The sequence below is a fragment of the Bordetella petrii genome (assembly GCF_000067205.1).
Taxonomy (GTDB): Bacteria; Pseudomonadota; Gammaproteobacteria; order Burkholderiales; family Burkholderiaceae_B; genus Bordetella_A; species Bordetella_A petrii.
Map to the genome: position 1 here is coordinate 1,352,382 of NC_010170.1, position 24,305 is coordinate 1,376,686.

Sequence of the window (24,305 nt, forward strand, 5' to 3'; positions counted from 1 at the left end):
GTCATGCAGGTGATTTCCGTCATCTCTACCAAAGGCGGCGTTGGCAAGACGACGATCGCCGCAAACCTCGGTGGCTTCATCGCCGACGCGGGGCTGCGGGTGCTGCTTCTCGATCTCGACATACAGCCCACGCTCTCGTCGTACTACGAATTGGCTGACCGCGCGCCCGGCGGCGTCTATGAGTTGCTGGCCTTCAATGAGCGCGACATCGCGCAGCTGGCTTCGCGCACGGCGGTCGAGCGCCTGGACATAGTTCTGTCCAACGACCAGCACCGGCAATTGAATACGCTGCTGTTGCATGCCCCTGATGGCCGGTTGAGGCTGCGAAACCTCTTGCCGGCGTTCGAGCCGCACTACGACCTGGTTTTGATCGACACCCAGGGTTCCCGCAGCGTGCTTCTCGAAATGGCGGTACTGGCATCCGGGTCCGCGGTTTCGCCGATCACGCCCGAAATCCTTGCCGCTCGCGAAATGCGTCGTGGCACCGTGCAACTCATCCAGGATATCGGCCCGTATCGCCATCTCGGCATTGAGCCACCGCCCTTGCAGTTGCTGATCAACCGGGTGCCCGCCGTGTCATCCAATGCCCGCCTGATCCGGCAGACATTGCGGATGATCTTCCGTGAGCAAACAGGCGTCCAGGTTCTTGAGACCGAAGTCCCCGCGATAGAGGCATTTCCACGTGCGGCAACGCAGAGTCTTCCGGCTCACCGTGTCGAACACCGGCGCCCGACAGGCAGGCTCGCCCCTGCCGCACTCGACATCATCCGCTCCCTGGCCACCGAGTTATGCCCGCAATGGCGTGAGCGTTTCAACTTGGTCACCGGCAAGATCGGGAGGAGGCATTCTCATGTCGAACGCCCATGAGCTTGCGCGAGGCCACAAGCAACTCCTGCCTCTTATTGAATTTGCATTGAGCGAAGGCTGGGCTGTTTCGCGCACGTCGGGCGGGCACCTCAAGTTCATAAAGCCGGGATTGCCGCCGATATTCACGAGCTCGACAGCCAGCGATCACCGCGCCGGGCGCAACGCCCGCGCAATGTTGCGCCGCGCGAACCGCCAGAGCGCCGAAGCCCGTCCTTATGGAAAGGAGACCGGCCATGGCTGATATCTCCGAACAGGAAATGGCGGCGAAGCTGATGAGCGATGGCTTCGGCCGCGCTGGCCCGGTGGCCGGCGCACTGACCGATCCGGTCTCGGATACCCCGATGGTCGTAACGCTTGATGAGTTGCGTCCGTACGAGCTTGACCCGCGCCTTACCCGCAACCCGCTCTATGACGAAATCAAGGCCTCGATCCGCGAACGCGGCCTGGACGCACCACCGCCGATCACCCGCAGGCCTGGTTCAGCCCACTACATCATTCGCAATGGAGGCAACACCAGGCTGGCCATACTGCGCGAATTGTGGACCGAGACCAGGGATGAACGCTTCTTCCGTATCGGTTGCCTGTTCCGCCCCTGGCCTGAGCGCGGCGAGATTGTCGCCCTAACTGGGCACCTCGCAGAGAACGAATTGCATGGCAGTCTGTCGTTCATCGAACGCGCGCTCGGCGTGGAAAAAGTTCGTGAACTCTACGAGCAGGAAGACGGTAAGTCGCTGTCGCAATCGGAGCTTGCCCGGCGTCTCAAAGCCGACGGCTATCCTGTTCCACAGCCGCATATCAGCCGCATGCAGGAGGCCATCCAGTACCTGCTGCCGGCAATCCCGAACGTCCTCTACGGAGGGCTGGGCCGCCATCAGGTCGAGCAACTGACCGGCTTGCGCCGGGCCGGCGCCAGGATCTGGGAGGCACGCGCCGCGACCAAACAGGTGGATGTTGATTTCGCCACACTGTTCCAGGACGTTCTTGCCGTCTTCGATGGGACGCCCGGCAACTTCAACATCCAGCGCGTTCAGGACGAACTGATCGGCCAGATGGCCGACCTGCTCGGTGTGGTGTATGACACGCTCGCTCTCGAAATCGTCGACTCCGAGAAGCGCTGGCAAGTTTTGACCAGTGAACCCGCCGCGGCACCACCGGCCACGCCTGCCGTGGCGACATTACCGCAGACCGCGCCTGCGCAACTTTCCCCGCCCACACCCTCGACGCCACCGCAGCGTGAGACGCCAGTCGCGGCATCAGAGTCCAGCCTGCAGACGAAGCCTTCCCCGATGCAGCCTCCTGCATCTGACGATCAGCCGGACGATGAAAGCCAGCGGTCTGCGCTGCTTCAGGAGCACATTATCTCGCCTGCTCCAACGACCGATCGCCTCCAGTCGATCCAGCGCCTGATTGCCGACCACACTGGAGAGGCGCACAACGACTTCGAAAGCAACGTCCTTCAGGCTATCCCCGTGCAGGTCGGCGGCCTGTATCCGATCTCGGATGTATGGCACATCGATCCCGGCCTGGACGAACCCAACCGTTTGCGTACGCATATTGCGCAGTTCGCACTGGAAATTGCCAGTGAAGCTGGCGTGGGAGACCATATCGTCCCGTCCGATGACGGTATCGGCTTCTCATGCGCGACCGATATCGAGCGCATGGACTCGGCCGGCGCAATGGCGCTCCCCGGTGCAACCCTGACGCTGCTGCACGTCCTGAGCGCGCCTTATCTGTCGGCCAGTGCCTCCCCTGCGCGTATCGACACTTCGCAATTGGCAGGAGATTTGGCCGTCCTGCTGCTGGGGATGGCACAGCGGGCTACCCCCTCTCGGGGCCAGTCCCATGTCCTGACCGACAACGGCCTGGTGAAACTGTTCCGGCTGGTGCGGCTCTCGCGTCGACTGCTGGAGATTGAGGCAGGCACCATGGATGGCGATAGCGCCATGCCTGGGTCATGAGGGGAGGCGCCATGTCGAATCCTCATCCTCTCAATCAGGCAGTAATCGCGCAGGCGCTCCACGATTTGCGCAACGGTCAGTTGCGCCGCGCCAAGTCCATGGGATTTGACGACGCGGATCTCGATGCACTTAAACATCCCGCATTGGCCAGCGTGCTGGCCAATGCCCTGGTCTCCTGGTGCTGCGTAACGGTCAATCGCGATGTCGTGCAACGCCTGCTGCATCAGGCCGAGGACGTGAGCCAGGAGGTGGTCAGGATCGACAGGTTGCTGCGCCTGGGCGCCAGTACGGAACTCATCAGCAAGTTCTTCGGCCTGACCCACCAGGAGATCGCCTTGCGCCGCAGTATCATTGGCCTGCCGAAACGCAAGGGGCGTCACCCTGTCCTGACAGAAGAGCAGGATTGCGATCTATGGAACCGCTGGTCGGAAACCGTCAAAGAGCGCGGTGTGGCGCTGACCAACGAAACGGCGATGCTCGACATTGCCGCAGACCTTGCCGAAAGCATGAATCTGCCCATCTCAGTCATCTGGAGCGCCATCGGCAGGTGGATCGATGAAGGGCTGGTTTGAGCATGGACCGCTCACGCCGATCAAGCGGTCCCGTATCGCTGGGCGACCTTTTCGATCAGGCGCTTCAGCGAATGCAGGTTCAGCAACCGCAGCCCGCACCGGCCCAGACAGCCCCATCGCGCCAGACTGACGGTTTCATTTTCAGCGGCAATCGCCATGACTCCGTGCCTCGCGCCTTGCTCACGGACAATCGCCTGACGCCGCTGGAACGCAACGCCTGGCAAGTGTTCCGGTTGTTGCTCAACGACGATGGCATCACGGCTCTCCCGACCTACGACCAGCTTGCCCCCTGGCTGGCCTCTATGCCGTGCGCCACCCGAGCCTCGCATGAAACCGTGGCACGCGCGCTGACTCTGCTACGCCTCACACGCTGGATAAGCCTGGTACGATGCCGGCGTGACCCCAGGACAGGGCGCATCCAGGGCAACCTTTATGTCCTGCATGACGAGCCACTCACTCCCTACGAAGCCATTCAGCTCGACGCCGATTATCTGGGGCTGGTCAGCCAGTCACTGGCGCATGCCAGCAAATCCATCCAACGCGTCGGCGTCCACACGCTCAAGGAAATGAACGATGACCCGCTGCTCAGCGGCAGGGAACTGCCGAGCCGGCTGCAGGTGATATCGCAGCGTCTGGCAGCACAAGGATGGACGAAGTCCGCGACTTATCCACAGCCTGTGGATAATTACGAATCCGAAGACGGAGAAAACGGCCTTCTTCGGAATCGTGACGCACCTTCTTCGGAATCCGAAGTGGGCGAAAAACCCCGGAAAACCGGCTCACTTCGGAATCCGAAGACCGATAGTACAGTACGTAAAGAAAAAGAAATAAAAGAAGTACGTACAGTACCGCGCGGGTTGGGCATGCTTCGCCTTCCCGAGCGCTTCATGTCGCTCAAGGCAGAACAGCAATCGGGTGCATTGGCCGCGTTGCAGCCGGTTGATCCCGACCTGCATCAGGCTGTTCTCGATGAGTGGGATGCACGCTGCCGAGCGAGCACCGTGCGCAATCCGGCCGGTTACCTGTTTGGCATTATCCAGAAAGCCATGCGCGGTGAGTTCCGTGCTTGGGCTGGACAGAGGACGCTGCCCGATAAAACGGCCACACCGCCCCAGGAACCACGGCAACCTGTAGATCCGGAAGTCGCTCAGGCTCACATCGCCCGGCTACGCTCGATGCTTCGCTTGTCGTAGAACTCGCCTCTATCGACGAATAGTCGTGGCGATGTCAGGCAATTCGCCGCCATCGACCATGACGAGAGATTCCACCCAGTTCCATAGTCGCCTATACCCCGGGTATAGCGAAACATGAAGCCTTCCAGCCACGGGTGATAAAGCGCTTATCGTGGTTGACGGGCTGAGCGTCCACCGAGAGCCATGGACGCCTATACCTTGGGTATAGCGCAACACACAGCCTTCCAGCCATTGCATCCAGATCTTTGCCCTGGCTGACGAGGCTGAAAGTCCACTGAGAGCCGTGGACGCCTATACCCCGGGTATAGCGCAACACACAGCCTTCCGGCCCTGGATAGCTATGCGCCGGCCCAACAGGTAATTCGGGTGTCCACCGAAGGCCGTGGGCGCCTATACCACTGATATAGAAGAACAGCCTGCCTTCCCGATCCGGGTAGATTTCGTGAACCTCGCTCCCACGAATAGATTCCCGGTTCCGATACCGGGCCAGCCATCTCGCCGCCTGCTCACAAACAGGCGCTGCTCCGGTGCGGTTTGATGACTGACGGCCTTCCGGCCAATGGCGATGCTGACCTCTCGTTCCAACACCGGGAGTCGTCAACATGGCCAACGAAACAGAATCTCTGCAATTGAACCTGGGGTCCCTGCGCAGCGCGATGTCGCTGACGCTGCACACCCATCATGCCTCGCGCATCTGGCACGGGCGTACACCATCCGAAGGCAAGCCCGGCATCATCGGCCTCAACGGCTTTGTCGCCATCATGAACAAGCTGAAGCGCGGAGCCGAGCAGGACGATCCCTATTCGGACTGGTGGATGCTGCGCATCGAAGACAAGCTCAGCACGACCAAGGAGCAGCTTCAGACCCTGCGCGAGCAGGTGGACCAGGCGCTCGCCGACATCCCGCAGGCGCTCAGCCTTGGCGAAAACCTCAATGTCCAGCCGGTCAAGTTGCCGCTGTTTGTTTCCTCGCAGCTCGGCTTCATGGCCGTGTACCTCCTGGCCGACTATGACGATCTTGCCCGGCGTTTGATCCTGGCGCATCACACGGCCCTGATCGACCGCAGCACGCTCGAACGCTGGCTGGGCGAAGGCGCGCATTCCCTGCGCAGTCTGTTCAGCCTGGCGCAGCAGTATCGCTACTCCGGCACGAAGCGCGACGACTTCGCAGCCAACAACGCCGCAGCACGTGCAGCCGTGGAGAAATATGGCGAACTGCCGCAGGACGTTCTCGAAGGCGAACGCCGCTCCCGCTTCGCGCCGCCGCTTATCCGGCGTTCGCCACCGGCCTCAGCGACCAGCCGGTCCGGTACATCGGCTGTCGTGCCGGGCAGTGACGCCGACCAGACTGCGCCAGCCGATTCCGATGACGAAGCCGAGGGTGAAGCATCCGCGTCTTCGGACGAAGAGGATGCATCAGCATGAACGCGCCAAGCCGCTTTGAGGCGCTGGAACAGGCTGACTTCCAGAAGCTGGAACACGCAGCCTACCTAAAAGGCCTTTTAAGACCCTTTAAAGGTAATGGGGAGCTTGCGACCTGGGCCAGCCAGTGCGAAGCGCTGCGGGACGACCTGATTGGATTGGCGCAGCGCAAGGTGCTGGCGCAGGCCCGCAGCCATCCCTTCAACCTGCTGCCCGTTCAACTGGCCCAGCAGACCACTGGCGCAGGGACAACCTTTCTTCGCTGGCGCAACCTCGACCGTTCCAGCATGGGCGTGGCGCTGTGGGAAGGACTGATTGCCAGCCCCGCCACGCCGATCGGCCTGATTGACGACCTCCTTGCGCTGGAACAGCAGCGCATCGTGCTGAACATGCAGATCAGCCTGTGCCACACCATTGCCCGGCAGGGGGTGGAATGCGCCAGCAAGTTGGTATCGGCGCAGGCGGCTCACCAACGCCGCGCCGCCGGCGGGACCGGAACTGGTCCATCGAATGGCGGGTCATCGTCATGAGCAGGCCTGTCAATGATGCGGGTCGCTGGCTCGATCGCACCCATGCCGGCGATTGCCGCCAGTTGTTGAAACGGATGTACCAGGACGGCGTACGGGTGCAGATGTGCGTGACCAGTCCTCCGTACTTCGGCCTTCGCAGCTACCTGCCCGCAGGACATCCGGACAAGCGCCTGGAGATCGGACGGCAGATCACCGTTCGGAAATACATCCGCGATCTGGTAGACGTGTTCCGCGCGGTTCGCCAGGTGCTCGCCGATGACGGCACGTTGTGGGTCGTCATCGGGGATACCTACGCCGCAACCCGGACATGGCAGGCGCCGAGCACCCGCGGAGGCCCCAAACACGCTGCTGCCCAACAGGCCGCCGGCGGCATGCGAACCGGGGATGGGCTCAAACCCAAGGACATGATGGGCATTCCCTGGGCGCTTGCTTTCGCCTTGCGCAGGGATGGCTGGTATCTGCGCCAGGACATTGTGTGGGCCAAGCCCAATCCGATGCCTGAAAGCGTGGCAGACCGTTGCACCCGCTCGCATGAATATCTGTTCCTGCTCGCCAAGAATCGCCACTACTACTTCGATCAGGACGCGATCCGCGAACCCTCTACCGATCCTCGCGGCCCCGGAAACATCCGCCCTGTCAGCGCACCGCCTGGCGAACGCGCTTCCAGCGGCAACGCCAATCTGCGCGGTAGCCTGCACAAGATCGGCGCGCGCAGCACCCGCAACAGGCGCGATGTCTGGACCATCGCGAGCAAGCCATTCCGCGGGGGCCATTTCGCTGTGTTCCCCGACACCCTCGTGACGCCGTGCATTCTCGCCGGCTCTCGCGCTGGCGACACCGTACTCGATCCATTCATGGGCAGCGGCACGACCGCCGTGGCAGCACTACGCCTGCAACGGCATTTCATCGGCTGCGAATTGAACCGGTCGTTCATCGACCAGCAGCGCCTGCACTGATGCCCATCGGTTCAGGTATTTCCCACCAGCAAGGAGTTTTCACTATGAGCACGCACTACTACGGCGAAGGCAACATCGGTTCTGCGCCGGACTATCGGGAGTTTCCGAACGGGAACGACGAACCGCGCAGGCTGCTGCGCCTGAATGTCTACTTCGATAACCCGGTGCCCACCAAGGATGGTTTCGAGGATCGCGGCGGCTTCTGGGCCCCTGTGGAAATCTGGCACCGCGACGCCGAGCACTGGAAGGGCCTGTACCAGAAGGGCATGCGCGTTCTGGTCGAAGGACGCGCCGTTCGCGACGAGTGGGAGGATGCGGACGAAAACGAGCGCGTCACCTTCAAGATCGAGGCCCGGCGGATCGGCATCCTTCCCTATCGGGTCGAGGCCGTGACGCTCGGCGCGAAGCCACAGGAGATCGAGGGCGAAGCGGAGACGAAGCCGAAGGAGACCAGGGGACAGAAGGAACCGAAGCAGGGTAAGGCGTAAGAATAGGCAGCACCGAGGGCGGCTGCGCCATCCCCAGCCGCCCTCAATCTTTGCTGTTCGCGCAGCAGGTTACACGTCTTGCGGGGCGACTGTAGCAATCAACATGCGCCCTCAATGCGCCAGTACGCCTACCCAGCGATGATTACCGCCTGCACCTGCAGCAGCCACGTTCGGGCCAATCCCTGATGGCGAAGTCCACTGGATTCCACTGAGTTCCGCGCGCACCGATGGCTAAGCCTCAGTACATCATCCCTTTCCCACGATCGTTACTCACTGCCGCAACGATGCTCCGAGCGTGCAAAAAGCCGGTCAGCATGTAGTCCACCTTGTTTGCTGCCTGCCGCTGATCTCCCCGGCATTCTGGTGCTTATTCGACGATCACCATGCCATTTCCGGGGAGGCTGCATGCGACTGTATCTGTGCGAGAAGCCTTCGCAAGGAAAGGACATCGCCCGAGTGCTGGGCGCCAGGCAGCGTGGTAACGGCTGCTACAACGGACCCGGTATCGTCGTGACCTGGTGCATCGGCCATCTGGTCGAAGCGGCGCCACCGGAAGCGTACGGGGAGCAGTACAAGCGCTGGTCCATCGAACAGCTTCCGATTCTTCCAGAGCGCTGGCGCAACGAGGTCAAGTCCTCGACTGCCACGCAATTCAAAGCGGTCAAACAGCTGATCGGACAAGCCACCGAACTGGTGATTGCAACCGACGCGGACCGTGAGGGCGAGATGATCGCCCGCGAGATCATCGACCTGTGCGGCTACCGTGGCTCCATTCAGCGGCTCTGGTTGTCGGCGCTCAACGATGCGTCCATCCGTAAGGCGCTGGACGCCCTGAAACCGTCGAGCGAGACATTGCCGATGTACTACTCGGCGCTCGCCCGTTCGCGTGCGGACTGGCTGATCGGCATGAACCTCAGCCGCCTGTTCACCGTGCTCGGCCGGCAGGCCGGCTATCAGGGCGTGCTGTCGGTCGGCCGTGTGCAGACCCCGACGCTGAAGCTGGTTGTCGACCGCGATCGCGAGATTGCGCGTTTTGTTTCCGTGCCGTTCTGGGCTGTCGAAGTGCAGTTGTCCCATTCGGGTCATTCATTCTCCGCCAGTTGGGTGCCACCCGAAGGTGCCAGCGATGAAGCTGGAAGATGCCTGCAACAATCCGTGGCATTGCATGCGGCAGATCAGATACGCGATGGCCGCGAGGCGCTGGTGCAATCGGTGGAAACCGAGCGCGTGCGCGAAGCACCGCCACTGCCGTTCGATCTCGGCACGCTGCAGGAAACATGCTCCAGGCAGTTCGGCCTCGATGTCCAGGAAACGCTGGACATTGCCCAGGCCTTGTACGAGACGCATAAGGCGACGACCTATCCGCGCAGCGACTCCGGCTATCTGCCGGAAAGCATGTTTGCTGAAGTGCCGGCAGTGCTCGACGCAATTGTCGCCACCGATCCCAGCCTGCGCCCGTTGATCGACCGGCTCGATAGAAATCAGCGTTCACGCGCCTGGAACGACGCGAAAGTGACGGCGCACCACGGCATCATCCCGACGCTGGAGCCCAGCAATCTTTCGGCCATGTCGGAGAAGGAACGGGCGGTCTGAGCTTGCCCGCAAAAAATGGATCCCTTGCTGAGTGTGTAAAACTCACGCAAGGAGGGAGGAAAGATGGGTAATCCGAGAGCTCGATATACGCAGGAATTCATGCTGGAAGCCGTGCGCATGGTCCGCGGCGGCCAGAGCATGGCGGCGGTGGCGAAGATACTGGGCATCAGCCCGAAGACGCTGCACAACTGGGTGAAGGCCGATGCCGCTGGGAAGCTGAACGGCGCAGGCAAACAGGTTTCTCCAGAACAGATGGAGATTGCCCGGCTGCGCGCGGAGTTGGCACGCGTGAAGATGGAGCGCGACATATTGGGAAAAGCCACGGCGTACTTTGCGAAGGTGTCGGCATGAAGTACGCCTGGATCGAGCTTCACAGCCGACAATGGCCGGTGTCCCTGAGCTGCCAGGTGCTGGGTGTCAGCCCCAGCGGTTACCACGCGCGCAAGGTGCGGGATGTCGATACTGACCGACCGCGCCGACGCATCAGCAACGACGCTCTGCTGGTGCACATCAAGGCCGTGCACGCTGAATCCAAAGGCGAGTACGGCTGGCCGCGCGTGTGGAAGCAACTGCTGGTCCAGGGCATTCGCGTCAGCAAGGATCGTGTCCAGCGGCTCATGAAGCTGCACGGCATCAAGGCGAAGACCAAACGCCGGTTCAAGGTCACGACCGACAGCAAACACAGCCTGCCGGTCGCACCGGACCTGCTGCAACGAGACTTCTCTCCCGCGCGTCCCGACCAGGTCTGGACTACGGACATCACGTACATCTGGACGGACGAGGGTTGGCTGTTTCTGACCGTCATTCTCGACCTGTTCAGCCGTCAGGTGGTGGGCTGGTCGATGCAGCCGCACATGCGCACGGAGCTGGTGTCTGATGCGCTGCGTATGGCGTGGTTTCGCCGCCGTCCGCAAGCGGGCCTGATCCTCCACAGTGACCGTGGCAGCCAGTATTGCAGTCATGACTTCCAGGACCTGCTCAAGGGCTACGGCATGCGCAGTTCGATGAGCCGTCGAGGCAATTGCTGGGACAACGCACCGACCGAGAGCCTGTGGGGATCGCTCAAGCGTGCACGCATCCTCGGCCAGCGCTTTGCAACGCGTCGCGAAGCGATGGACGAGGTAATCGACTGGTTGAGCTTCTACAATCATTCGCGCTTGCACTCGACGTTGGGCTACGTCAGCCCGATGCAATTCGAGCGGGACTGGTACGCCGCCCAGAACCAACGGGTGGCATAATCTCGCTCAGTTAAGGGATCCGAAATTCGCGGGCAACGTCAGTCTATGGACTGATCCGCGCGCACTTCATTGCGCAGTTCATGCCCCACCACGAGTTCGATCGGACGGTCGCGCGATTGTCGGCGAACGGCCAATCGCTGCAGGCGAACGGCAAACAGGTGATCGTTCCGGGCTGGCGGCTCGCGCTGATCAACAGCGAACCCGAGACACAAGACGGCAAGGACGACGAACCCGCTCAGCGGAGCCAGATCCTGCCGCCTCTGAGCAAAGGCACCCGCTGCGGTGTCGAGCAGGTCGAGTTGAAGGCGCTGAAAACGATGCCGCCCAAGCCCTATACCCAGGGCGAATTGATCAAGGCCATGAAAGGCGTCGCCAAACTGGTGACCGACCCGCGGCTGAAGCAGAAACTCAAGGAGACGACGGGCATCGGCACCGAAGCCACGCGCGCCAGCATCATCAACGGCTTGCTCGGCCGGAGCTATCTGGTCAAGAAAGGCCGTTCCATTCGCGCTTCGGATGCCGCGTTTACGCTCATTGACTCTGTGCCGTCCGCCATTGCCGATCCGGGTACGACCGCTGTGTGGGAACAGGCCCTGGACATGATTGAAGCTGGCCAGATGACGCTGGACACGTTCATCGAAAAACAATCCATCTGGATCACGCAGTTAGTTCGGCAATACGGAAGTACCAGCTTGTCCATCAAGGTTCCCGAGGGACCGGCTTGTCCTGTGTGCGGCGCCGCGACCCGGCAGCGCACCGGCAAGACCGGCGTCTTCTGGTCATGTAGCCGTTACCCCGACTGCAAGGGCACCGTGGCGATCGAATCGTCCGGTGGCAAGCGTCCGGCCGCCCGCAAGCGGCGCGCACCCCGCAAGACGTCCTGACGTCAGACACGTCCTGCCCATACCGCGATTTCCAGCGGTTGTCAGGCATTGCCCCGCCAAAGGCGGGGTATCCCGAGCATGTCTCCGCCTTCTGCAAAGGCATGTTCCCCTCCAGCGGTTCGTGTCGCCGGAAGGGATGAAGGTGTTTTCCTGCCCGGTTGCGTAAACGCAGCCTGTTGATCTGCGATTTCTACGTCCGATCCGAAGGGTCTCCTGGCGCCTTGCGTGCGAAGCGCCAGGAGACCCTTCGGGGACGACGGTGTTCGATTCCGGTGCCCGCCGGTGAAACAACGGGTTCCTTTTGTGCGCGGATGTGCGCCGAACGATGCCGGCCCCAGCCACGAAACGGGTCGGGTGCGACCGCTGACACAGCGACAGGCTCATGACGACGGCCAGGTCCCTGCGACAGCCCACAGGTGGTTTCCTTGTCAGTCGCTGGAGGCATTCAGCCTCCAGCGCCCTGTTCCTCTCCTTCCTCGCTTCGCACCACCGCCGACCCCTTCGGTCGCGCGGCCATGGGCCATCGCGCCCCAACCAGAACAGGAGATGCGACATGAACCATCCCAACCTTCAATACGGCAGCGTCTGCAGCGGCATCGAGGCCGTGAGCCTGGCCTGGAAACCGCTCGGCTGGCATCCGGCCTGGTTTTCGGAAATCGATCCGTTCCCGAATGCCGTACTCGCCCACCATTACCCCGACGTCCCCAACCTCGGCGACATGACGGGGATCGCCGATCAGATTCTCGCCGGCACCGCGCCTGCGCCCGACATTCTGGTCGGGGGCACGCCTTGCCAGGCGTTCAGCGTGGCCGGTGCGCGCGGCGGTCTGTCCGACCCGCGTGGTGCCCTGACCCTCAAATACACGGAGCTTGCAAGTGCCATCGACCAGACCCGTCAGCAACAGCATCAACAGCCCTCGGTCATCGTCTGGGAAAACGTCCCCGGCGTCCTCTCCGACAAATCCAATGCTTTTGGATGCCTTCTGGGAGCACTGGCCGGCGAAAGCCGCGAACTGCAACCAGCAGGGGCCAAATGGACGAACGCAGGTTGTGTGTCTGGACCCCGCCGCCGCATCGCGTGGCGGGTACTCGACGCTCAATTATGTGAAGCTCCACATAATTGAGCTTATGGATAGCACTGCGTTATGCGCAGTAACTGCACTCAGGCCCCAAAACTCAAACATCTCCCGAGCTATTGCTCAACATAATCTCCGATGATGATTTTCGTGGCATGTCGCCACGCAAATCGGAGATATGAGCATGAAGAACGGAAATGTCGTACAGGACACGGCTCGGCTGGTAGAAGAACTGACCGGGAAGCTGGAAGTGATGGGCTACAGCGGCGCCACTATCACCCGCCTTAATTCGATCTGGAGAAATCTGGTTCCCTATGCCAACGAGAACGCTTGCGGTGCGTTTTCGATGGAAGTGGCTCGCGAGTTCATCCAGAGCCACTATGGACACCGCCTTGATGACCCCGACGCTTCCCACAACATCCATCGGGCAATCCATCTTCTCAGCGACTTCCAACGGTATGGGACCGTTTTCAAGCAATCACACGCCACGTTGAAGGGTTTCACCAAATCCTATCGTCAAGTGTTCGAAGGCTTTCTGCAGCACCTGTCCGCCCAAGGGGTTGCCCCTGGGTCGCTCCGCACGTGGCGAAGTCGGCTGTTTCGACTTGAGTATTTCCTGCTCCATCACGGCATTGAAGAATTCCGACTTATCCGGATTCAACACATCAACTCGTACATTGAGTCGTTGGCCGGATTCTCATCGAATACCGTCGGCTCGACGCTGCGGATTCTGAAGCAGCTCTTTCAGTACGCTTGCTCCAACGGATTTCATGTCGAGAGCTTCGACAACGCGATACCCATTGTCCGACGCCAAAGACGTCAGCGACTGCCAACAGTGTTCTCAGTTGGTGAGACCGAGAAGATCCTGTCTGCGATTGACAGGAGCAATGCGCTGGGCAAGCGCAACTATGCGATCTTTCTTCTGCTGGCAAGAATGGGGCTGCGGATCAGTGATGTTCGTGGACTGATGTTCCATCACTTTGACTGGTCAAGAAATGTCATCTCCATCGTCCAGCAAAAGACAAAAAAGCCAGTTGATCTTCCGATCATGGATGAAGTTGGATGGGCAATTATTGACTACCTGCGGAACGGGCGGCCGCATTCGGAATGCCCACTCGTATTCATAAAACATATCGCCCCGTTCGATGGTCTGACGTCTGCTTTACATCAGCAAATGCTTCAATACCTTCGCAGGGCGGATATCCATGTTCCGGCGAACAAGCCCCGAGGCGTTCATTCACTGCGACATAGTCTGGCGACGACTTTGCTGCAGAAGCAGGTTCCAATTCAAACCATCTCTCATACCCTGGGCCATCTCGATATTGGCAGCACCAGCGGGTACGTTCAGGTCAACCTGCCGCAGCTGCGCCTGTGCGCTCTGGAGGTGGCCTGATGTCTACATCAATAGCTTACTTCACTGGCCCTTTCGCACCGATGTGCGATGCGTTCGTGACCCAGATGCGCTCCCTGGGGCGGGCGTATAAGCAGCAGGCAATGCTCCTGCGCATGTTTGATAACTTCAGCAAGGGCTACAGCATTCAGGGTTTCACCATCACTGAAGAACTGGCTTCGGCCTGGAGCAAGAAACGTCCAAACGAAGCCGAATCCACTCGGCATTCTCGTGTGGGTGAGATGCATCGTTTCGCCAGGTTTCTTGAAGGACAAGGCCATTCGACCTTCCTTGTTCCAGGCAAGATTCCGCGAAAGAGTTTGCACCACCCGTACATCTTCAGCAGCGGGGAGATCAGTCGCATATTCGACTACACGAGTGCCTTGAAGCCAAGTCCTGTGTCACGACTGATGCATCGCTCCACCCCCACGATGATCAAGATCCTATATGGGTGCGGACTGAGAATTTCGGAGGTCGTTGCGCTACAAGTCCGCGATGTCGATCTGGAGCAAGGTGTTTTGCATGTCAGGCATGGAAAGAACGACCATGAGCGGCTTGTCCCCATGTCGAGCACACTCACCGACGTATGTCGGGAATATGCAGCACAAGCGTTGACAGGTGCGAATGACCTTGCCCCTTTTTTCTTCAATCGCAAGCGCGAACCTTGCAGTCCGGGCGACTTTGGAAGACGCTTTAGACAAATGCTGTGGGAGGTGGGGATACCGTATTACGGCAAAGACCGTGGTCCACGGCTCCACGATTTACGGCACACGTTCGTCTGCCATCGGCTTAACAGATGGGCTAAAGAGAACGCAGATCTGAACACCTTGTTGCCTGTTCTCTCGGCCTACCTGGGACACGCCAATCTCACTTCGACCTACTACTACCTGAGGCTGACAGCCGAGGTGTATCCGGACATAACCTCGAAGCTTGAGGCGAGACTCGGACACATCTTCCCTGAGATCAATCATTTGACCGAGGGGGCCCTGGATGACTAAGCATCGGCAGCCAACTGACTTCGCATACGCCCTGTCAAAATTCCTGGGAGAGCATCTGGCCGCGCACCGCGGAATGAGCGCGAACACTGTGGCGTCCTACAGAGATACGTTCTCCATCCTCTTGCGATTCATGGAGCATCAGGCCGGCGTGAAGATCGAGCGGATTTGCATTGCGGACCTGCATCATAAGCAAATACAAGCGTTTCTTCTGTGGCTTGAGCAGGACAGGGGCAATTCCGTTAACACCAGGAATCAACGCCTCAGCGCGATCACGAGCTTCTTTCGGTTCGTGATGTCGATCTATCCAGAGCACATCCTCCTGTGCCAACAAATCCTCAATATCCAGTTCAAGAAGCGGCAATCTTCAACGGTGGACTACCTGTCCATTGAAGCTGTAGAGCTGCTGCTCCAGCAGCCCAACGCACGGAAACCTATGGGTCGAAGAGATCTGGTTCTGCTCAGCGTACTGTATGACACGGGGGCCAGAGTTCAGGAGCTTGCGAACATGAACGTGAGCGACTTGAAACTGACAGCACCGGCAACCGCAAGGCTGTTGGGCAAAGGAGCCAAAGTCCGTTTGGTCCCTCTGCTGGCGCCGACGACGGCTCTTTTAGTTTCATATCTGCAGGAGCATCACGGGCAGTACCTGGAGCAGAAAGACAGGCCATTGTTCTGCAACAACGTCAGGAAGCGACTAACAAGAGCAGGCATCTCCTACATTCTGCAGAAGTATGCCAGGGAGGTCTCGCAAGGAAATCCGGGTCTACTGGGGACAAAAATCAGTCCGCATACATTGAGACACAGCAAAGCCATGCACCTGCTGCAGGCTGGCGTGAATCTTATCTATATCCGCGACCTACTCGGCCATTCCGATATTAAAACGACAGAGATCTATGCGCGGGCAGATCTGGACAGCAAGAAGGCTGCTTTGGAAATGGCCTATCCAGGCACGTCAAGAACCCCATATCCGGCATGGGGCCAGGACGGCGAACTGCTCAGTTGGCTGCAATCACTGGGAAAGGATCACCGGCCCGCTGGTTGATTATGTGAAGCAAGTTCGGCGCAAGTGCCTGCGATCCCTGGTTGCGTTGCGCCGACTTTTCATAACGCTGCGCTATCCATAAGCCCAACATTTCGGTGTCGCCCAACGCCGCAAGCGCGTGTTTCTTGTGGCAAGTGGTCGTGACGGATTCGATCCCGCAGCGGTACTTTTTGAGCCCGATTGCCTGCACGGGGATTCTTCGCCGGGCGAGCAAACGTGGCAAATCGCTGCCGGACCTTTTGCAGGCAGCCCTGATGGCGCAGGCAGCTTTCCCGGATCTCTGGCCGGAGCCTACCAACGGGTATCCGTCACCGTCTGCTTCGGCGGCGGAAACCGTCAAGGGCCGATCGACAAAGCGGCCTGCCTGACCGCACGCGGGCACAAATGCGATTTCGAGGTCGAAACCTTTGCGGCTCAGTCGGTCACCGGACAGCAAACCCATGCCTTGAACACCGCCAACGGCGGCAAAGGCAGTAGTGAGGATGGAACCGGCCGCGGTGTACCCATTGTCACCCAGCTCACTCCGTGGTCCGGAATGCCCGTGGCTTTCGCGCAGAACAGCCGCAACGAGGTTCGCCTTGAAGCCGGTGATGGACAGATCGTTGGTGCGCTGTCGGTGGGCGGCGGCAAGCCAGGCCAGGGACTGCCTGCAATCGCCTATGTTCCTGCCCGGAACGCCGCATCGGATGACCAGGGCGATGAGAAGACGCCGATGCTGGGATTCACCGCCCAGGGCAGCGGCGCGGATGTTCTCGAAAACCTCGCTCCAACCCTTCGCGCCGGCGGGCACGCCGATAGCCATGCCAATGCCGGCGTCGTGCCGGCGATCGCCTTCAAAACGCTTCGGGCCACCTTCAACTACGGCATCTCCGGCACGCTGATCAGCCACTACAGCAAGAGGCAGGAGAATGCGGACACGATCCTCGGGCCGGATCTGATCGCACGCTCCGTCGCGGTGCGTGGACGGGAGGGCGGCGCAACGGCCGAGCTGGGCGGTGCGGTCGCTGACGCTCTGCGGGCAAGCGGGGGCGGCAGCGATAAGGCCCATGTCCTGCTGCCCTCATTCGAGGCATATTTCCGTGGCGAATTACTTGCGCCGGACGAGAGCGGCTGGTCGCAATGGGCTTGCTGGCGCGTCAGGCGGTTGATGCCTGTTGAGTGCGAGCGCCTTCAGGGAATGCCTGACAACTACACCTTGGTGCCGTATCGCGGCAAGCCTGCCGCCGACGCGCCGCGCTACAAGGCGATCGGTAATTCGATGGCCGTCCCCTGCGTTGCCTGGCTTGGCCAAAGGCTTTCCAGGTTCATGAACGTGTAGCCTGATGCCACAAGGATCGTGGCATTTCATAGGGTCGGCACGGTAGGCGCCAGGGTGGAGCCTACGTGCTCCCGTCCATGCCAGTCGCCACTATGAAATCGATCAGGTTTGCGTGCTCTTAGGCAACAGGAGCTTGCGTGCATCCTTCAACAACAGCAGTAGCTGCTGCTCCCGTACGGGTGATGCCTCGAAACCGAAGCGCTGGTAGAAGCGTGCGGCCTCATCATCGATCGGATGCGTCAGCATGGCCCGCACTCCAGCTTGCTCGGAGATGATGACCGTGCGCCGGATTGCTTCCTGCAGCAGCCCCACGCCAATTCCGCGCCCATGCATCCTCTGATCGACAGCCAACCGTGCCAGGATGACAACGGGGACGGGATATCCACCCATTCCCTTTCGCACACGATCAGGCGCTTCGAGGGTATCGATCTGGCCCACTGTCAGGCTGAAATACCCAACGACCCGCTGTTCGTCGGCCACGACATAGGTTTTGGCTGAGCCGCTGGACTGTGACTGCCGGGCATGTCGGACCAGCCAGTCGTTCAAACTGGCTTTGCCGCAATCGAATTCGTCGAGCGCATGACCTGCGGCGAGCGCTGACGGCTCCGTCAATGCCATCAACTACTCCACGGTGCGGGACGCGAGAACAGATCCTTCAGGCCGGCATTGTCCTGTGCCGGCCGATCCAGAAGATCCAGGAGCGCATGCGACTGACTGCCCGAGACCACGAACAGGCGCTGGTCAAGCAATGTCTGTTCAGCCGCCTGATAGGCGCTGTCCAGGATGAAGTCCGTCATCGACTTGTGAGCGACGTCGGCCGCCCGTCGCAGCACGGCTTCCTGCTGCTGCGTTGCGCGCAGCCCGAAGCGCGCGGTTTTCGTTGCTGAAGTACCCATAGGAGCATCTCCGAAAGTTTCATTTTGTACGACACGTTAGCACAACAGGCGTACAAAATCCAGCCCCGCCGCGCAGGACAACAAGGTTGACCCTGCACGCGGATTGGCGCGGGACGGCAGCATCTTCCGCTGCCAGTCTTGCGGCATGTGTTGCTGATCCCGATCAGCACCATGCCAGCAGCCAGGTCTTCAGGCTGCGCCGTGGAACGACCACGTAGACCGATCCAGTCCGCTTCGCATCGTTTTCGCGGACGCACGCCACAGCCGGCGTCGATGCAATTTCTTTCCTTGAAGCACTCGTCGGGCATTTCCATGCCGATCAGGAGGAAGTTCTCGAAAACCTTATCGAACATCATGCGTTTGAAGGTGACGCAGACCTCGAAGCCTTGTTCCTGATCGCCTCTTGCTTCAACGATGGCCATAACCTTGTCGCTATTCAGTTCGAGGGTCGCTGGTACTGCAGCAAACCAAGGCTGTTCGATCTCGGTGGTCACGCCTGCTTCATCAGTCGGGAGATCAGGCTTTTCGGAAATTCCGCTCAGGCGCTGGAACTCGCAACTGATCTGCATAGGGCGCTGCGGGAGGGCGATCTGACTGTAGCAGCCGCCCGTATAACTCTTGAAACGGCAAGACTGCTTGCCGGGGTTCAAGATCAGAATAGCCGCCAAAACCTGCGGCAACGCATAGCCGAGGGTCTGCTCCAAAATCAGGACTGAGCTTTCGACCAAGGCTGCGCATTTTATCCACCCACCGGGGCGTTATCCCCGGTTGGGGCGCTCCGCCTAACTCGCTGGAGAAATCCCATGTCCCAGACACTCAATCCCTTCATTCGCGGCTATCAGAGCCTGCATTTCGTCCGTACCCTCTGCATCACGCATGCAGATGACAGCCCGCCAGTATGGCGGCCACTGCATCCCAGCCAGGAGCATCTGCCTGACGAACAGATCGCACAGTTTCCCTGCCTTCTGTGCAGCGACTTTGCACTGATCACCGAAGGCCAGGAAATCCCGGAGGAACTGGAGAGCCAATGTCAGACCGATGGAATTGTGCGTAACGTAGCCTACGCTGTTACCGGCGATGACTTCGGCCAGGTCGTTCATATCGGAGACACCTACTCCGGAGAGGCTGCGAAGGAAGTGGTCTACCGACTGAGCTTCGAGACCGGCTTTTACAGCCGGTGCTGGGAAATCAGTACGGCACACATTACCGAAGAGGCTTCCCATTATCTGGCCGAGTTGGCAGATATCGCCACTCCGACAGCCTTCCAGTTCATCGCGTTCCGCATTCCTTACAGCCCGGCGATCGGCGTAAAACTTATCGCAACGCCATGGACAGATGAGAACTTGTTGCACGTTGAGGGCATAACCGCTGCACAACTGCGACAGCAACACCTGGACAAGGGTATGCCGGAATCCTTGGCCGACACCCTCCATCTGGCGGCATTGGCCGACATCCGCATCGTGATCTTCGATGCAGATGCCCCGATCCTGGATGGACTGCCGCAATATGAAGAATAATTGTCGTTTGAAATTTGGGCCTCCTCGCGAGGCTCTTTTTTCTTATAGTTCCTTGCCGATAGATTTTGTATCTTACGGAAACCTAGTGACGATGCCATCGGATACCGAAATTACCCCTGCACAGAAGCCTCATGCCGCTTCTACCGAGGTGAAGCTGATGCAAGCCGTCAGAAACATCGTGGCAGCAAAGGACATATTAGACGAATCGCTCAGAACGCCTGCAGCGACTGTTCTTGTTCCAACTGAACTGGCAAATGCAGCCGGCTCCGCTGTCGATGTTTCCAGCTTTACCAGAGCCATCGTGCCTTTCCTGGACTTACAGCAATCGGTCGGCAGCCAGCGCGCTCGCGTCCCGCTCGACAGGTTGCTGGGCGAATCCTGGCGGTGGCGGCAGCCACATAGCTCAAAAAACTCCGCCACCGCGCTTGCCGATTATTTGCTGCAAGATGAACGCTCGGCACCGGGAGACCGCGACCAGGCCGTCGTGTTTGAGATCGCTCCGCTGGGATTGTGGTTCGCCCACGAAGGCAAGAACCGCGTCCACTTCCTGCGCTCCGGTGGTGCAATCGAAATGCCTGCAATGGTGATCACCGTTGATTACCCGGCCGCCAGCCGGCTGGCGATCTACCGTCTGGCAGTCGCTGGCAAGGAGGAGATGTGGTGCGTGTTGGACGACCGCCTGGCAAAGCGTTTAACGCTTCCGAAACTGACCCACACACTTTTGACAGCCTATGGCGTCATCCCCGCGAGCACCTGGCCAGACCACCTGCCGTCGCCTCACATGATTACTGACGCACTTCAGCAGCAGGAGCGCCATTCAGGGAACAGCCCGGATATCGACCTGGACATGCTCCGCGGGCGCATTGCAGGAATAGCCTCCGGGGAAGCGTTCGCCGAACTCAGTCTGCTGGACGCACTGGCAGGCGGTCTGCTCAGAACCCGGTGGCGGTGGATCGCATCCGCCAGCTCGATTTCTCTCGGCTGCCTGGTGTTGAGCATGGCGTTGCCACAGCCCTGGGATAGCGAGATCCGATTTCTGACCACCGGCGTCATTGGCGGGTTTGTCGCAAGCTTAATGTTCCCCTGGATGCAGATTCGTCGCAAGCACCTGCGACGCGACGATCCGTGATCCCACAATGACGTAATACGGTGAAGAGGCAGCTCCGATAGGCGCTAACAATTCGCACGTCCATAGATCAACCTGACGACATGTTTGCTGGCGTTGCCGGCTGCATGCCCAGGCAGTCGAGACCTTCAAGACTGCGGTGCCTCGTTGCACTGGTTGGTCTGTTCTACCGGCGCATTCCGCGCCAATCACTCAACCCACAAGGGACGCCCTCCCTTGTGGCGGGAATCCCTTGCTTTTCCTCAAGGAGTTTCCCGTGGATCGTTCCCTCATCAAGTCCCTGATGCCCTCGCTTGTCGCAGCTCACGTGCCGCGTAATGCGCGAGGTTTCAAGTACCGCGTATTCGACGATCAGCCGCAAGTGTCGGCATTCGGCTTCTCTATCGACCCCGATGCCTTCGACGGCAAAGTGGTCGCGACCACCGGCGATGCCATCATCGTCAAGGTCAAACCTACCGAGTTCGCGGTGCTCGATCCCAGCCTGGTGACTTCCGTCCCCGACGAAGGTGCCAGGGTGCATGTTCAACCCTACGCGCGGCGCCGGTTCGACGGCCTGCGTGCGGATACCCCGGAAGAGCGTACGGAGATGACGTCTGACGGCATCCCCTACACGGTCAAAACGCATGTCCTTGGTTCCGCACCGGCCAAGCTGCCCATCCCCGAGCCACAGTGCCTGGAACTGGGCCAGCTCATCCAGCAGTTGGAGGAAATGCCGGCGCCCGATGGCTTCCGGCGTATCACCCACATGCTGGTCGATGCAGGCGCCCGCGACTTCACCTGGGTCGATCCGAAGCCGTCCAGGCTCATCGAAACACCCCCGGCGATCAGCTTCACGGTTTCGACCGCGAAGTTCGCCGGCCAGGTGACGATCCTCTACGATCGCGGCGGCGACACCTACGTGGTGGAGCTGCATCGTGATGGTGAACTGGTCGATCGGCACGACGAGGTGTATTTCGACATGCTCGGCGAAGTGCTGGAGCGCTTCATCGACGACGGGCGCTGGCGCCTGATCGACGTGAGCGTGATCGACACCAAGCCCGCCCGGCGACGCCAGGCAGTGCTTGTGTGACTTTCACGGCCAGCGGTTCCTGGGTGGTGTATTCGCCCAACGAGTCGGCCGTCAGCGACAGTGCTGGCTTCTGGTCCAACGAGTTCGGTGGGTCCCGCTCGACCAGGCGACGTGTTTCACGACCGATGAGGCCCGTGACGCGGTGCTTCCGATATCGGTCGGCCACGACGCGCTGCTCGTTCCCCAGCTTGAGGCTCAACAGTTCTACGGCTGACCTCAAGACCGCCAGTCCAATCCTTCCATCAATCGGTCATGTACCGCAGCGGCTCCCCATCCAGAAGGTTGGGGAGCCTTCTCTATTCCACACAGGAGATTCCGTCCATGTCCCTACGTTTCAAAGGTGCCGACCTGCGCCCCGTGCTCGCCGAGGCCGCGGCGAACAAATGCCGGGTCGTCCTGGTAAAGGATCACGGCGTCTACTTCCTTGCCGAGCGCGGTGAGCTAACACCAGAAGGGCATCAGAAGGTGCTGGCCTACGCCATCGGCTGTAACCCTGACATCGATCCGTTCGATGACTGGTGGGAGCTAGCCCGAACCGAGTTGGGAGGGGATGATTTCGCAGAACATTTCGAACTGCGGGACAGCGTGTTCGCACGCATCCTTAGCAGCGAGGACGATCTCGAACTATCCGCCACGCCGACACAACTGTTCCTGCAAGTCGTTTCTCCCACTCAGAGCGACGACTGAACAACGAACCGATTGCGCTGCATCGCAGTCGCGATGCTTCATTCATCCGCCGGGGTTCTGTCCCATCGAGGGCGGGCTCCGGTTTTTTTACTGGAGATATCCATCATGCCAGCAATCACCTGCAGCACATCCTCACAACCTATCGGCGATACCGGTCTCGCGTTTGATGAAACCGCCTGGCGGACTGTCTGCGAGAAGGTCGCCGAACAAGCCAGCAACGGCTGCGGAATGTCACACGGCTATTACGTCGAACGCTTCAGTTCAGAGATTGAACGGCACCTTGATCGACTACCCGAAAACCAACGGGCACAAGCTCTGCAGATCGCGCAGGACTGGGATTACGCAACACCTGCCGAGAGGCAGGAAACACACGACTGGAATTCCGAGCATGGCTACTGCACGCACGGAATCGAGCTGGGTTGTTGCCCGGCCGGCTGCGGTTCGTAACACCGCGCCGATCCAGCGAAGCCCCCTGATGGGGGCTTTTTCTTGTGCGGAGTCCTGCATGCGCGACCCGTCAAAGTACGGCGAACGAACAATAGGGCAACAGGCCAGTACCGATTTTGGATGGCCGGTCTCATGGAGAGATGTCACGCTACCGCCATGTTGCGCTGACTCCGGTCAGCAACATGCCCAGGTAGCCACGGTCTTCAAGGCTACGACGCGGTTCCGTCCGCGTGATCACACCAGTTCGCACTCGGCATCCCAGCGCGAACGACCGTCGAGCAATCGACGGTGATGCCAACCTAGTTGTTGCCGGATCTTACGATCCATCAACCCGCGCGGGGGTTACACACCTCCCGTACGGGGTCGGTGTGTCTCCGCTTTCTTGTCCTCAAGTCTGGAGATTCACCATGACCACTTCCACCGAAAAGTCCTTTTTCGACCTTCACATCACCGGCCTCGGCTACCTCAATCGCATCCGCGAAGTGAAGCCGAAGAAAGGTGAACCGTTCCTGGCCTGCGATATCGCAGCGCTCAATGGTCCAAGCAACGATGTCTCGTACGTGCGTTTCGATACACGTGTTTCGGGCACCGATGCCCAGCACCTCATTCGTCGCTGCATCGATGCCGTCGAGGCGGAGAAGAAAGTGATGATCGGGTTCCGCCTGGGCGACCTGTGGACCGACACCTTCACCTACTCCAAGGGGAAGCGCGCCGGCGAACAGGGTGTCAGCCTGAAGGCCCGCCTGCTGTTCGTCAGCTGGATCAAGGTCGATGGCGTCCTGAAGTACAAGGCCGAGCCCAAGCCGGCCGGGTCCGAACAGGATGCTGCGGAGCAATCCGCTGCACCTGCTCCTGCGCCGCAGGAAGTGCCGGTTCCGGAAGCCTCCGAGCCGGTCAACGAACCTGCCGATGAAGCCGCCGATGCGCAAGCAACGGCACTGGCCGAGTCGTTCTGATCCGCAAGGCCCCCTCACAGGGGCCTCGCTCCTTTCATCAACCGAGCATCCCTGACACAGCGTTGTCGGCGGAACCCGGTCGTC

At 60.1% G+C, this 24,305-nt stretch carries 25 protein-coding genes and 2 pseudogenes; 23 read left to right on the forward strand and 4 right to left on the reverse strand.

Annotation, left to right across the window (positions count from 1 at the left end; all coding sequences use genetic code 11):
- Positions 1–3 precede the first annotated feature (3 nt).
- The 16 genes and pseudogenes from BPET_RS06520 (at position 4) to BPET_RS06595 (ending at position 16,205) form a co-directional block, all read left to right on the forward strand.
- Positions 4–867 carry a ParA family protein gene (locus BPET_RS06520; RefSeq protein WP_012248279.1) on the forward strand — a complete coding sequence of 288 codons (864 nt, stop codon included), beginning with the start codon at positions 4–6 and terminating at the stop codon, positions 865–867.
- Positions 851–1,108, forward strand: a complete 258-nt coding sequence (locus BPET_RS25810) for a hypothetical protein (protein WP_012248280.1) — start codon at positions 851–853, stop codon at positions 1,106–1,108. The genes BPET_RS06520 and BPET_RS25810 overlap by 17 nt, the downstream gene beginning before the upstream one ends.
- A complete protein-coding gene (locus tag BPET_RS06525; RefSeq protein WP_012248281.1) occupies positions 1,101–2,825 on the forward strand; it encodes a ParB family protein in 1,725 nt (574 codons plus the stop codon). The genes BPET_RS25810 and BPET_RS06525 overlap by 8 nt, the downstream gene beginning before the upstream one ends.
- Positions 2,826–2,836: 11 nt before the next feature.
- On the forward strand, positions 2,837–3,397 hold the full coding sequence (locus tag BPET_RS06530) for a DUF2857 domain-containing protein (protein WP_012248282.1): 561 nt from the start codon (positions 2,837–2,839) through the stop codon (positions 3,395–3,397).
- On the forward strand, positions 3,394–4,590 hold the full coding sequence (locus BPET_RS06535) for an STY4528 family pathogenicity island replication protein (RefSeq protein ID WP_081482981.1): 1,197 nt from the start codon (positions 3,394–3,396) through the stop codon (positions 4,588–4,590). The genes BPET_RS06530 and BPET_RS06535 overlap by 4 nt, the downstream gene beginning before the upstream one ends.
- 602 nt (positions 4,591–5,192) lie before the next feature.
- Positions 5,193–6,014, forward strand: coding sequence for a PFL_4669 family integrating conjugative element protein (locus BPET_RS06540; RefSeq protein WP_012248284.1), 822 nt, complete (start codon positions 5,193–5,195; stop codon positions 6,012–6,014).
- Positions 6,011–6,541, forward strand: a complete 531-nt coding sequence (locus tag BPET_RS06545; protein ID WP_012248285.1) for a DUF3158 family protein — start codon at positions 6,011–6,013, stop codon at positions 6,539–6,541. Before BPET_RS06540 ends, BPET_RS06545 begins: the two co-directional genes overlap by 4 nt.
- The gene (locus tag BPET_RS06550) at positions 6,538–7,497 is read left to right on the forward strand and encodes a DNA-methyltransferase (protein WP_012248286.1); all 960 of its coding nucleotides are present in this window, start codon (positions 6,538–6,540) and stop codon (positions 7,495–7,497) included. Before BPET_RS06545 ends, BPET_RS06550 begins: the two co-directional genes overlap by 4 nt.
- 44 nt (positions 7,498–7,541) lie before the next feature.
- Complete coding sequence (locus BPET_RS06555; RefSeq protein ID WP_012248287.1) at positions 7,542–7,985, forward strand: single-stranded DNA-binding protein; 444 nt, start codon at positions 7,542–7,544, stop codon at positions 7,983–7,985.
- A gap of 405 nt (positions 7,986–8,390) precedes the next feature.
- Positions 8,391–9,575 (forward strand): annotated as a pseudogene (locus BPET_RS06560) (DNA topoisomerase 3); the annotation flags it as partial.
- A 66-nt stretch (positions 9,576–9,641) separates the two neighbouring features.
- A protein-coding gene (locus BPET_RS06570) for an IS3 family transposase (protein ID WP_085970191.1) occupies positions 9,642–10,816 on the forward strand; the annotation gives its coding sequence in 2 pieces (ribosomal slippage) (positions 9,642–9,891 and positions 9,891–10,816; 1,176 coding nt in all).
- 23 nt (positions 10,817–10,839) lie between these two features.
- Positions 10,840–11,700, forward strand: a pseudogene (locus tag BPET_RS06575) (DNA topoisomerase); the annotation flags it as partial.
- Between the two features lie 553 nt (positions 11,701–12,253).
- Positions 12,254–12,823: a DNA cytosine methyltransferase gene (locus BPET_RS25815; protein WP_012248290.1), complete on the forward strand. Its 570-nt coding sequence runs from the start codon at positions 12,254–12,256 to the stop codon at positions 12,821–12,823.
- A gap of 136 nt (positions 12,824–12,959) precedes the next feature.
- The gene (locus BPET_RS06585; protein WP_012248050.1) at positions 12,960–14,168 is read left to right on the forward strand and encodes a site-specific integrase; all 1,209 of its coding nucleotides are present in this window, start codon (positions 12,960–12,962) and stop codon (positions 14,166–14,168) included.
- Positions 14,168–15,163 carry a tyrosine-type recombinase/integrase gene (locus BPET_RS06590; protein WP_012248049.1) on the forward strand — a complete coding sequence of 332 codons (996 nt, stop codon included), beginning with the start codon at positions 14,168–14,170 and terminating at the stop codon, positions 15,161–15,163. The genes BPET_RS06585 and BPET_RS06590 overlap by 1 nt, the downstream gene beginning before the upstream one ends.
- Complete coding sequence (locus BPET_RS06595; RefSeq protein ID WP_012248048.1) at positions 15,156–16,205, forward strand: site-specific integrase; 1,050 nt, start codon at positions 15,156–15,158, stop codon at positions 16,203–16,205. Before BPET_RS06590 ends, BPET_RS06595 begins: the two co-directional genes overlap by 8 nt.
- Here the strand turns inward: BPET_RS06595 and BPET_RS26540 are convergent.
- Positions 16,159–16,647 carry a hypothetical protein gene (locus tag BPET_RS26540; RefSeq protein ID WP_151208944.1) on the reverse strand — a complete coding sequence of 163 codons (489 nt, stop codon included), beginning with the start codon at positions 16,645–16,647 and terminating at the stop codon, positions 16,159–16,161. The two genes, BPET_RS06595 and BPET_RS26540, sit on opposite strands and share 47 nt — an antisense overlap.
- Before the next feature lie 3 nt (positions 16,648–16,650).
- Here BPET_RS26540 and BPET_RS25450 point away from each other — a divergent pair, with 3 nt between their 5' ends.
- Positions 16,651–17,523: a DNA cytosine methyltransferase gene (locus BPET_RS25450; protein WP_231852664.1), complete on the forward strand. Its 873-nt coding sequence runs from the start codon at positions 16,651–16,653 to the stop codon at positions 17,521–17,523.
- Positions 17,524–17,625: 102 nt separating this feature from the next.
- On the opposite strand, the gene BPET_RS06605 is transcribed toward BPET_RS25450, so the two are convergent.
- From BPET_RS06605 to BPET_RS27010, 3 genes are read right to left on the reverse strand one after another with little or no spacing between them, the layout of a single operon-like run.
- Positions 17,626–18,141, reverse strand: coding sequence for a GNAT family N-acetyltransferase (locus BPET_RS06605; RefSeq protein WP_012248293.1), 516 nt, complete (start codon positions 18,139–18,141; stop codon positions 17,626–17,628).
- Positions 18,141–18,419, reverse strand: coding sequence for a type II toxin-antitoxin system TacA family antitoxin (locus tag BPET_RS06610; RefSeq protein WP_012248294.1), 279 nt, complete (start codon positions 18,417–18,419; stop codon positions 18,141–18,143). Before BPET_RS06610 ends, BPET_RS06605 begins: the two co-directional genes overlap by 1 nt.
- A complete protein-coding gene (locus tag BPET_RS27010) occupies positions 18,317–19,147 on the reverse strand; it encodes a hypothetical protein (RefSeq protein ID WP_151208945.1) in 831 nt (276 codons plus the stop codon). Before BPET_RS27010 ends, BPET_RS06610 begins: the two co-directional genes overlap by 103 nt.
- 75 nt (positions 19,148–19,222) lie before the next feature.
- Here BPET_RS27010 and BPET_RS06620 point away from each other — a divergent pair, with 75 nt between their 5' ends.
- The 6 genes from BPET_RS06620 to BPET_RS06645 all read left to right on the forward strand — a co-directional run bounded on the left by BPET_RS06620 (position 19,223) and on the right by BPET_RS06645 (position 24,221).
- Entirely contained in the window at positions 19,223–19,936 is a 714-nt protein-coding gene (locus BPET_RS06620) for a DUF5983 family protein (protein ID WP_012248295.1), read from the forward strand.
- Between the two features lie 157 nt (positions 19,937–20,093).
- The gene (locus BPET_RS06625) at positions 20,094–21,065 is read left to right on the forward strand and encodes a hypothetical protein (RefSeq protein ID WP_012248296.1); all 972 of its coding nucleotides are present in this window, start codon (positions 20,094–20,096) and stop codon (positions 21,063–21,065) included.
- 253 nt (positions 21,066–21,318) lie between these two features.
- Positions 21,319–22,131 (forward strand): hypothetical protein, encoded by an 813-nt coding sequence (locus tag BPET_RS06630; RefSeq protein ID WP_012248297.1) that lies wholly within the window; start codon positions 21,319–21,321, stop codon positions 22,129–22,131.
- A 321-nt stretch (positions 22,132–22,452) separates the two neighbouring features.
- Entirely contained in the window at positions 22,453–22,818 is a 366-nt protein-coding gene (locus tag BPET_RS06640) for a DUF3085 domain-containing protein (RefSeq protein ID WP_012248298.1), read from the forward strand.
- A gap of 105 nt (positions 22,819–22,923) precedes the next feature.
- Positions 22,924–23,265, forward strand: a complete 342-nt coding sequence (locus tag BPET_RS25820; RefSeq protein ID WP_012248299.1) for a hypothetical protein — start codon at positions 22,924–22,926, stop codon at positions 23,263–23,265.
- A gap of 407 nt (positions 23,266–23,672) precedes the next feature.
- On the forward strand, positions 23,673–24,221 hold the full coding sequence (locus tag BPET_RS06645; protein ID WP_012248300.1) for an STY4534 family ICE replication protein: 549 nt from the start codon (positions 23,673–23,675) through the stop codon (positions 24,219–24,221).
- Positions 24,222–24,305 lie beyond the last annotated feature (84 nt).

What these genes read in the sequence shown, in the direction of transcription:
- BPET_RS06520 (WP_012248279.1), top strand. Translation starts at nt 4, where the DNA reads ATGCAGGTGATTTCCGTCATCTCTACCAAAGGCGGCGTTGGCAAGACG.
- BPET_RS25810 (WP_012248280.1), top strand. Translation starts at nt 851, where the DNA reads ATGTCGAACGCCCATGAGCTTGCGCGAGGCCACAAGCAACTCCTGCCT.
- BPET_RS06525 (WP_012248281.1), top strand. Translation starts at nt 1,101, where the DNA reads ATGGCTGATATCTCCGAACAGGAAATGGCGGCGAAGCTGATGAGCGAT.
- BPET_RS06530 (WP_012248282.1), top strand. Translation starts at nt 2,837, where the DNA reads ATGTCGAATCCTCATCCTCTCAATCAGGCAGTAATCGCGCAGGCGCTC.
- BPET_RS06540 (WP_012248284.1), top strand. Translation starts at nt 5,193, where the DNA reads ATGGCCAACGAAACAGAATCTCTGCAATTGAACCTGGGGTCCCTGCGC.
- BPET_RS06545 (WP_012248285.1), top strand. Translation starts at nt 6,011, where the DNA reads ATGAACGCGCCAAGCCGCTTTGAGGCGCTGGAACAGGCTGACTTCCAG.
- BPET_RS06550 (WP_012248286.1), top strand. Translation starts at nt 6,538, where the DNA reads ATGAGCAGGCCTGTCAATGATGCGGGTCGCTGGCTCGATCGCACCCAT.
- BPET_RS06555 (WP_012248287.1), top strand. Translation starts at nt 7,542, where the DNA reads ATGAGCACGCACTACTACGGCGAAGGCAACATCGGTTCTGCGCCGGAC.
- BPET_RS25815 (WP_012248290.1), top strand. Translation starts at nt 12,254, where the DNA reads ATGAACCATCCCAACCTTCAATACGGCAGCGTCTGCAGCGGCATCGAG.
- BPET_RS06585 (WP_012248050.1), top strand. Translation starts at nt 12,960, where the DNA reads ATGAAGAACGGAAATGTCGTACAGGACACGGCTCGGCTGGTAGAAGAA.
- BPET_RS06590 (WP_012248049.1), top strand. Translation starts at nt 14,168, where the DNA reads ATGTCTACATCAATAGCTTACTTCACTGGCCCTTTCGCACCGATGTGC.
- BPET_RS06595 (WP_012248048.1), top strand. Translation starts at nt 15,156, where the DNA reads ATGACTAAGCATCGGCAGCCAACTGACTTCGCATACGCCCTGTCAAAA.
- BPET_RS26540 (WP_151208944.1), bottom strand. Translation starts at nt 16,647, where the DNA reads ATGGGTTTGCTGTCCGGTGACCGACTGAGCCGCAAAGGTTTCGACCTC.
- BPET_RS06605 (WP_012248293.1), bottom strand. Translation starts at nt 18,141, where the DNA reads ATGGCATTGACGGAGCCGTCAGCGCTCGCCGCAGGTCATGCGCTCGAC.
- BPET_RS06610 (WP_012248294.1), bottom strand. Translation starts at nt 18,419, where the DNA reads ATGGGTACTTCAGCAACGAAAACCGCGCGCTTCGGGCTGCGCGCAACG.
- BPET_RS06620 (WP_012248295.1), top strand. Translation starts at nt 19,223, where the DNA reads ATGTCCCAGACACTCAATCCCTTCATTCGCGGCTATCAGAGCCTGCAT.
- BPET_RS06625 (WP_012248296.1), top strand. Translation starts at nt 20,094, where the DNA reads ATGCAAGCCGTCAGAAACATCGTGGCAGCAAAGGACATATTAGACGAA.
- BPET_RS06640 (WP_012248298.1), top strand. Translation starts at nt 22,453, where the DNA reads ATGTCCCTACGTTTCAAAGGTGCCGACCTGCGCCCCGTGCTCGCCGAG.
- BPET_RS25820 (WP_012248299.1), top strand. Translation starts at nt 22,924, where the DNA reads ATGCCAGCAATCACCTGCAGCACATCCTCACAACCTATCGGCGATACC.
- BPET_RS06645 (WP_012248300.1), top strand. Translation starts at nt 23,673, where the DNA reads ATGACCACTTCCACCGAAAAGTCCTTTTTCGACCTTCACATCACCGGC.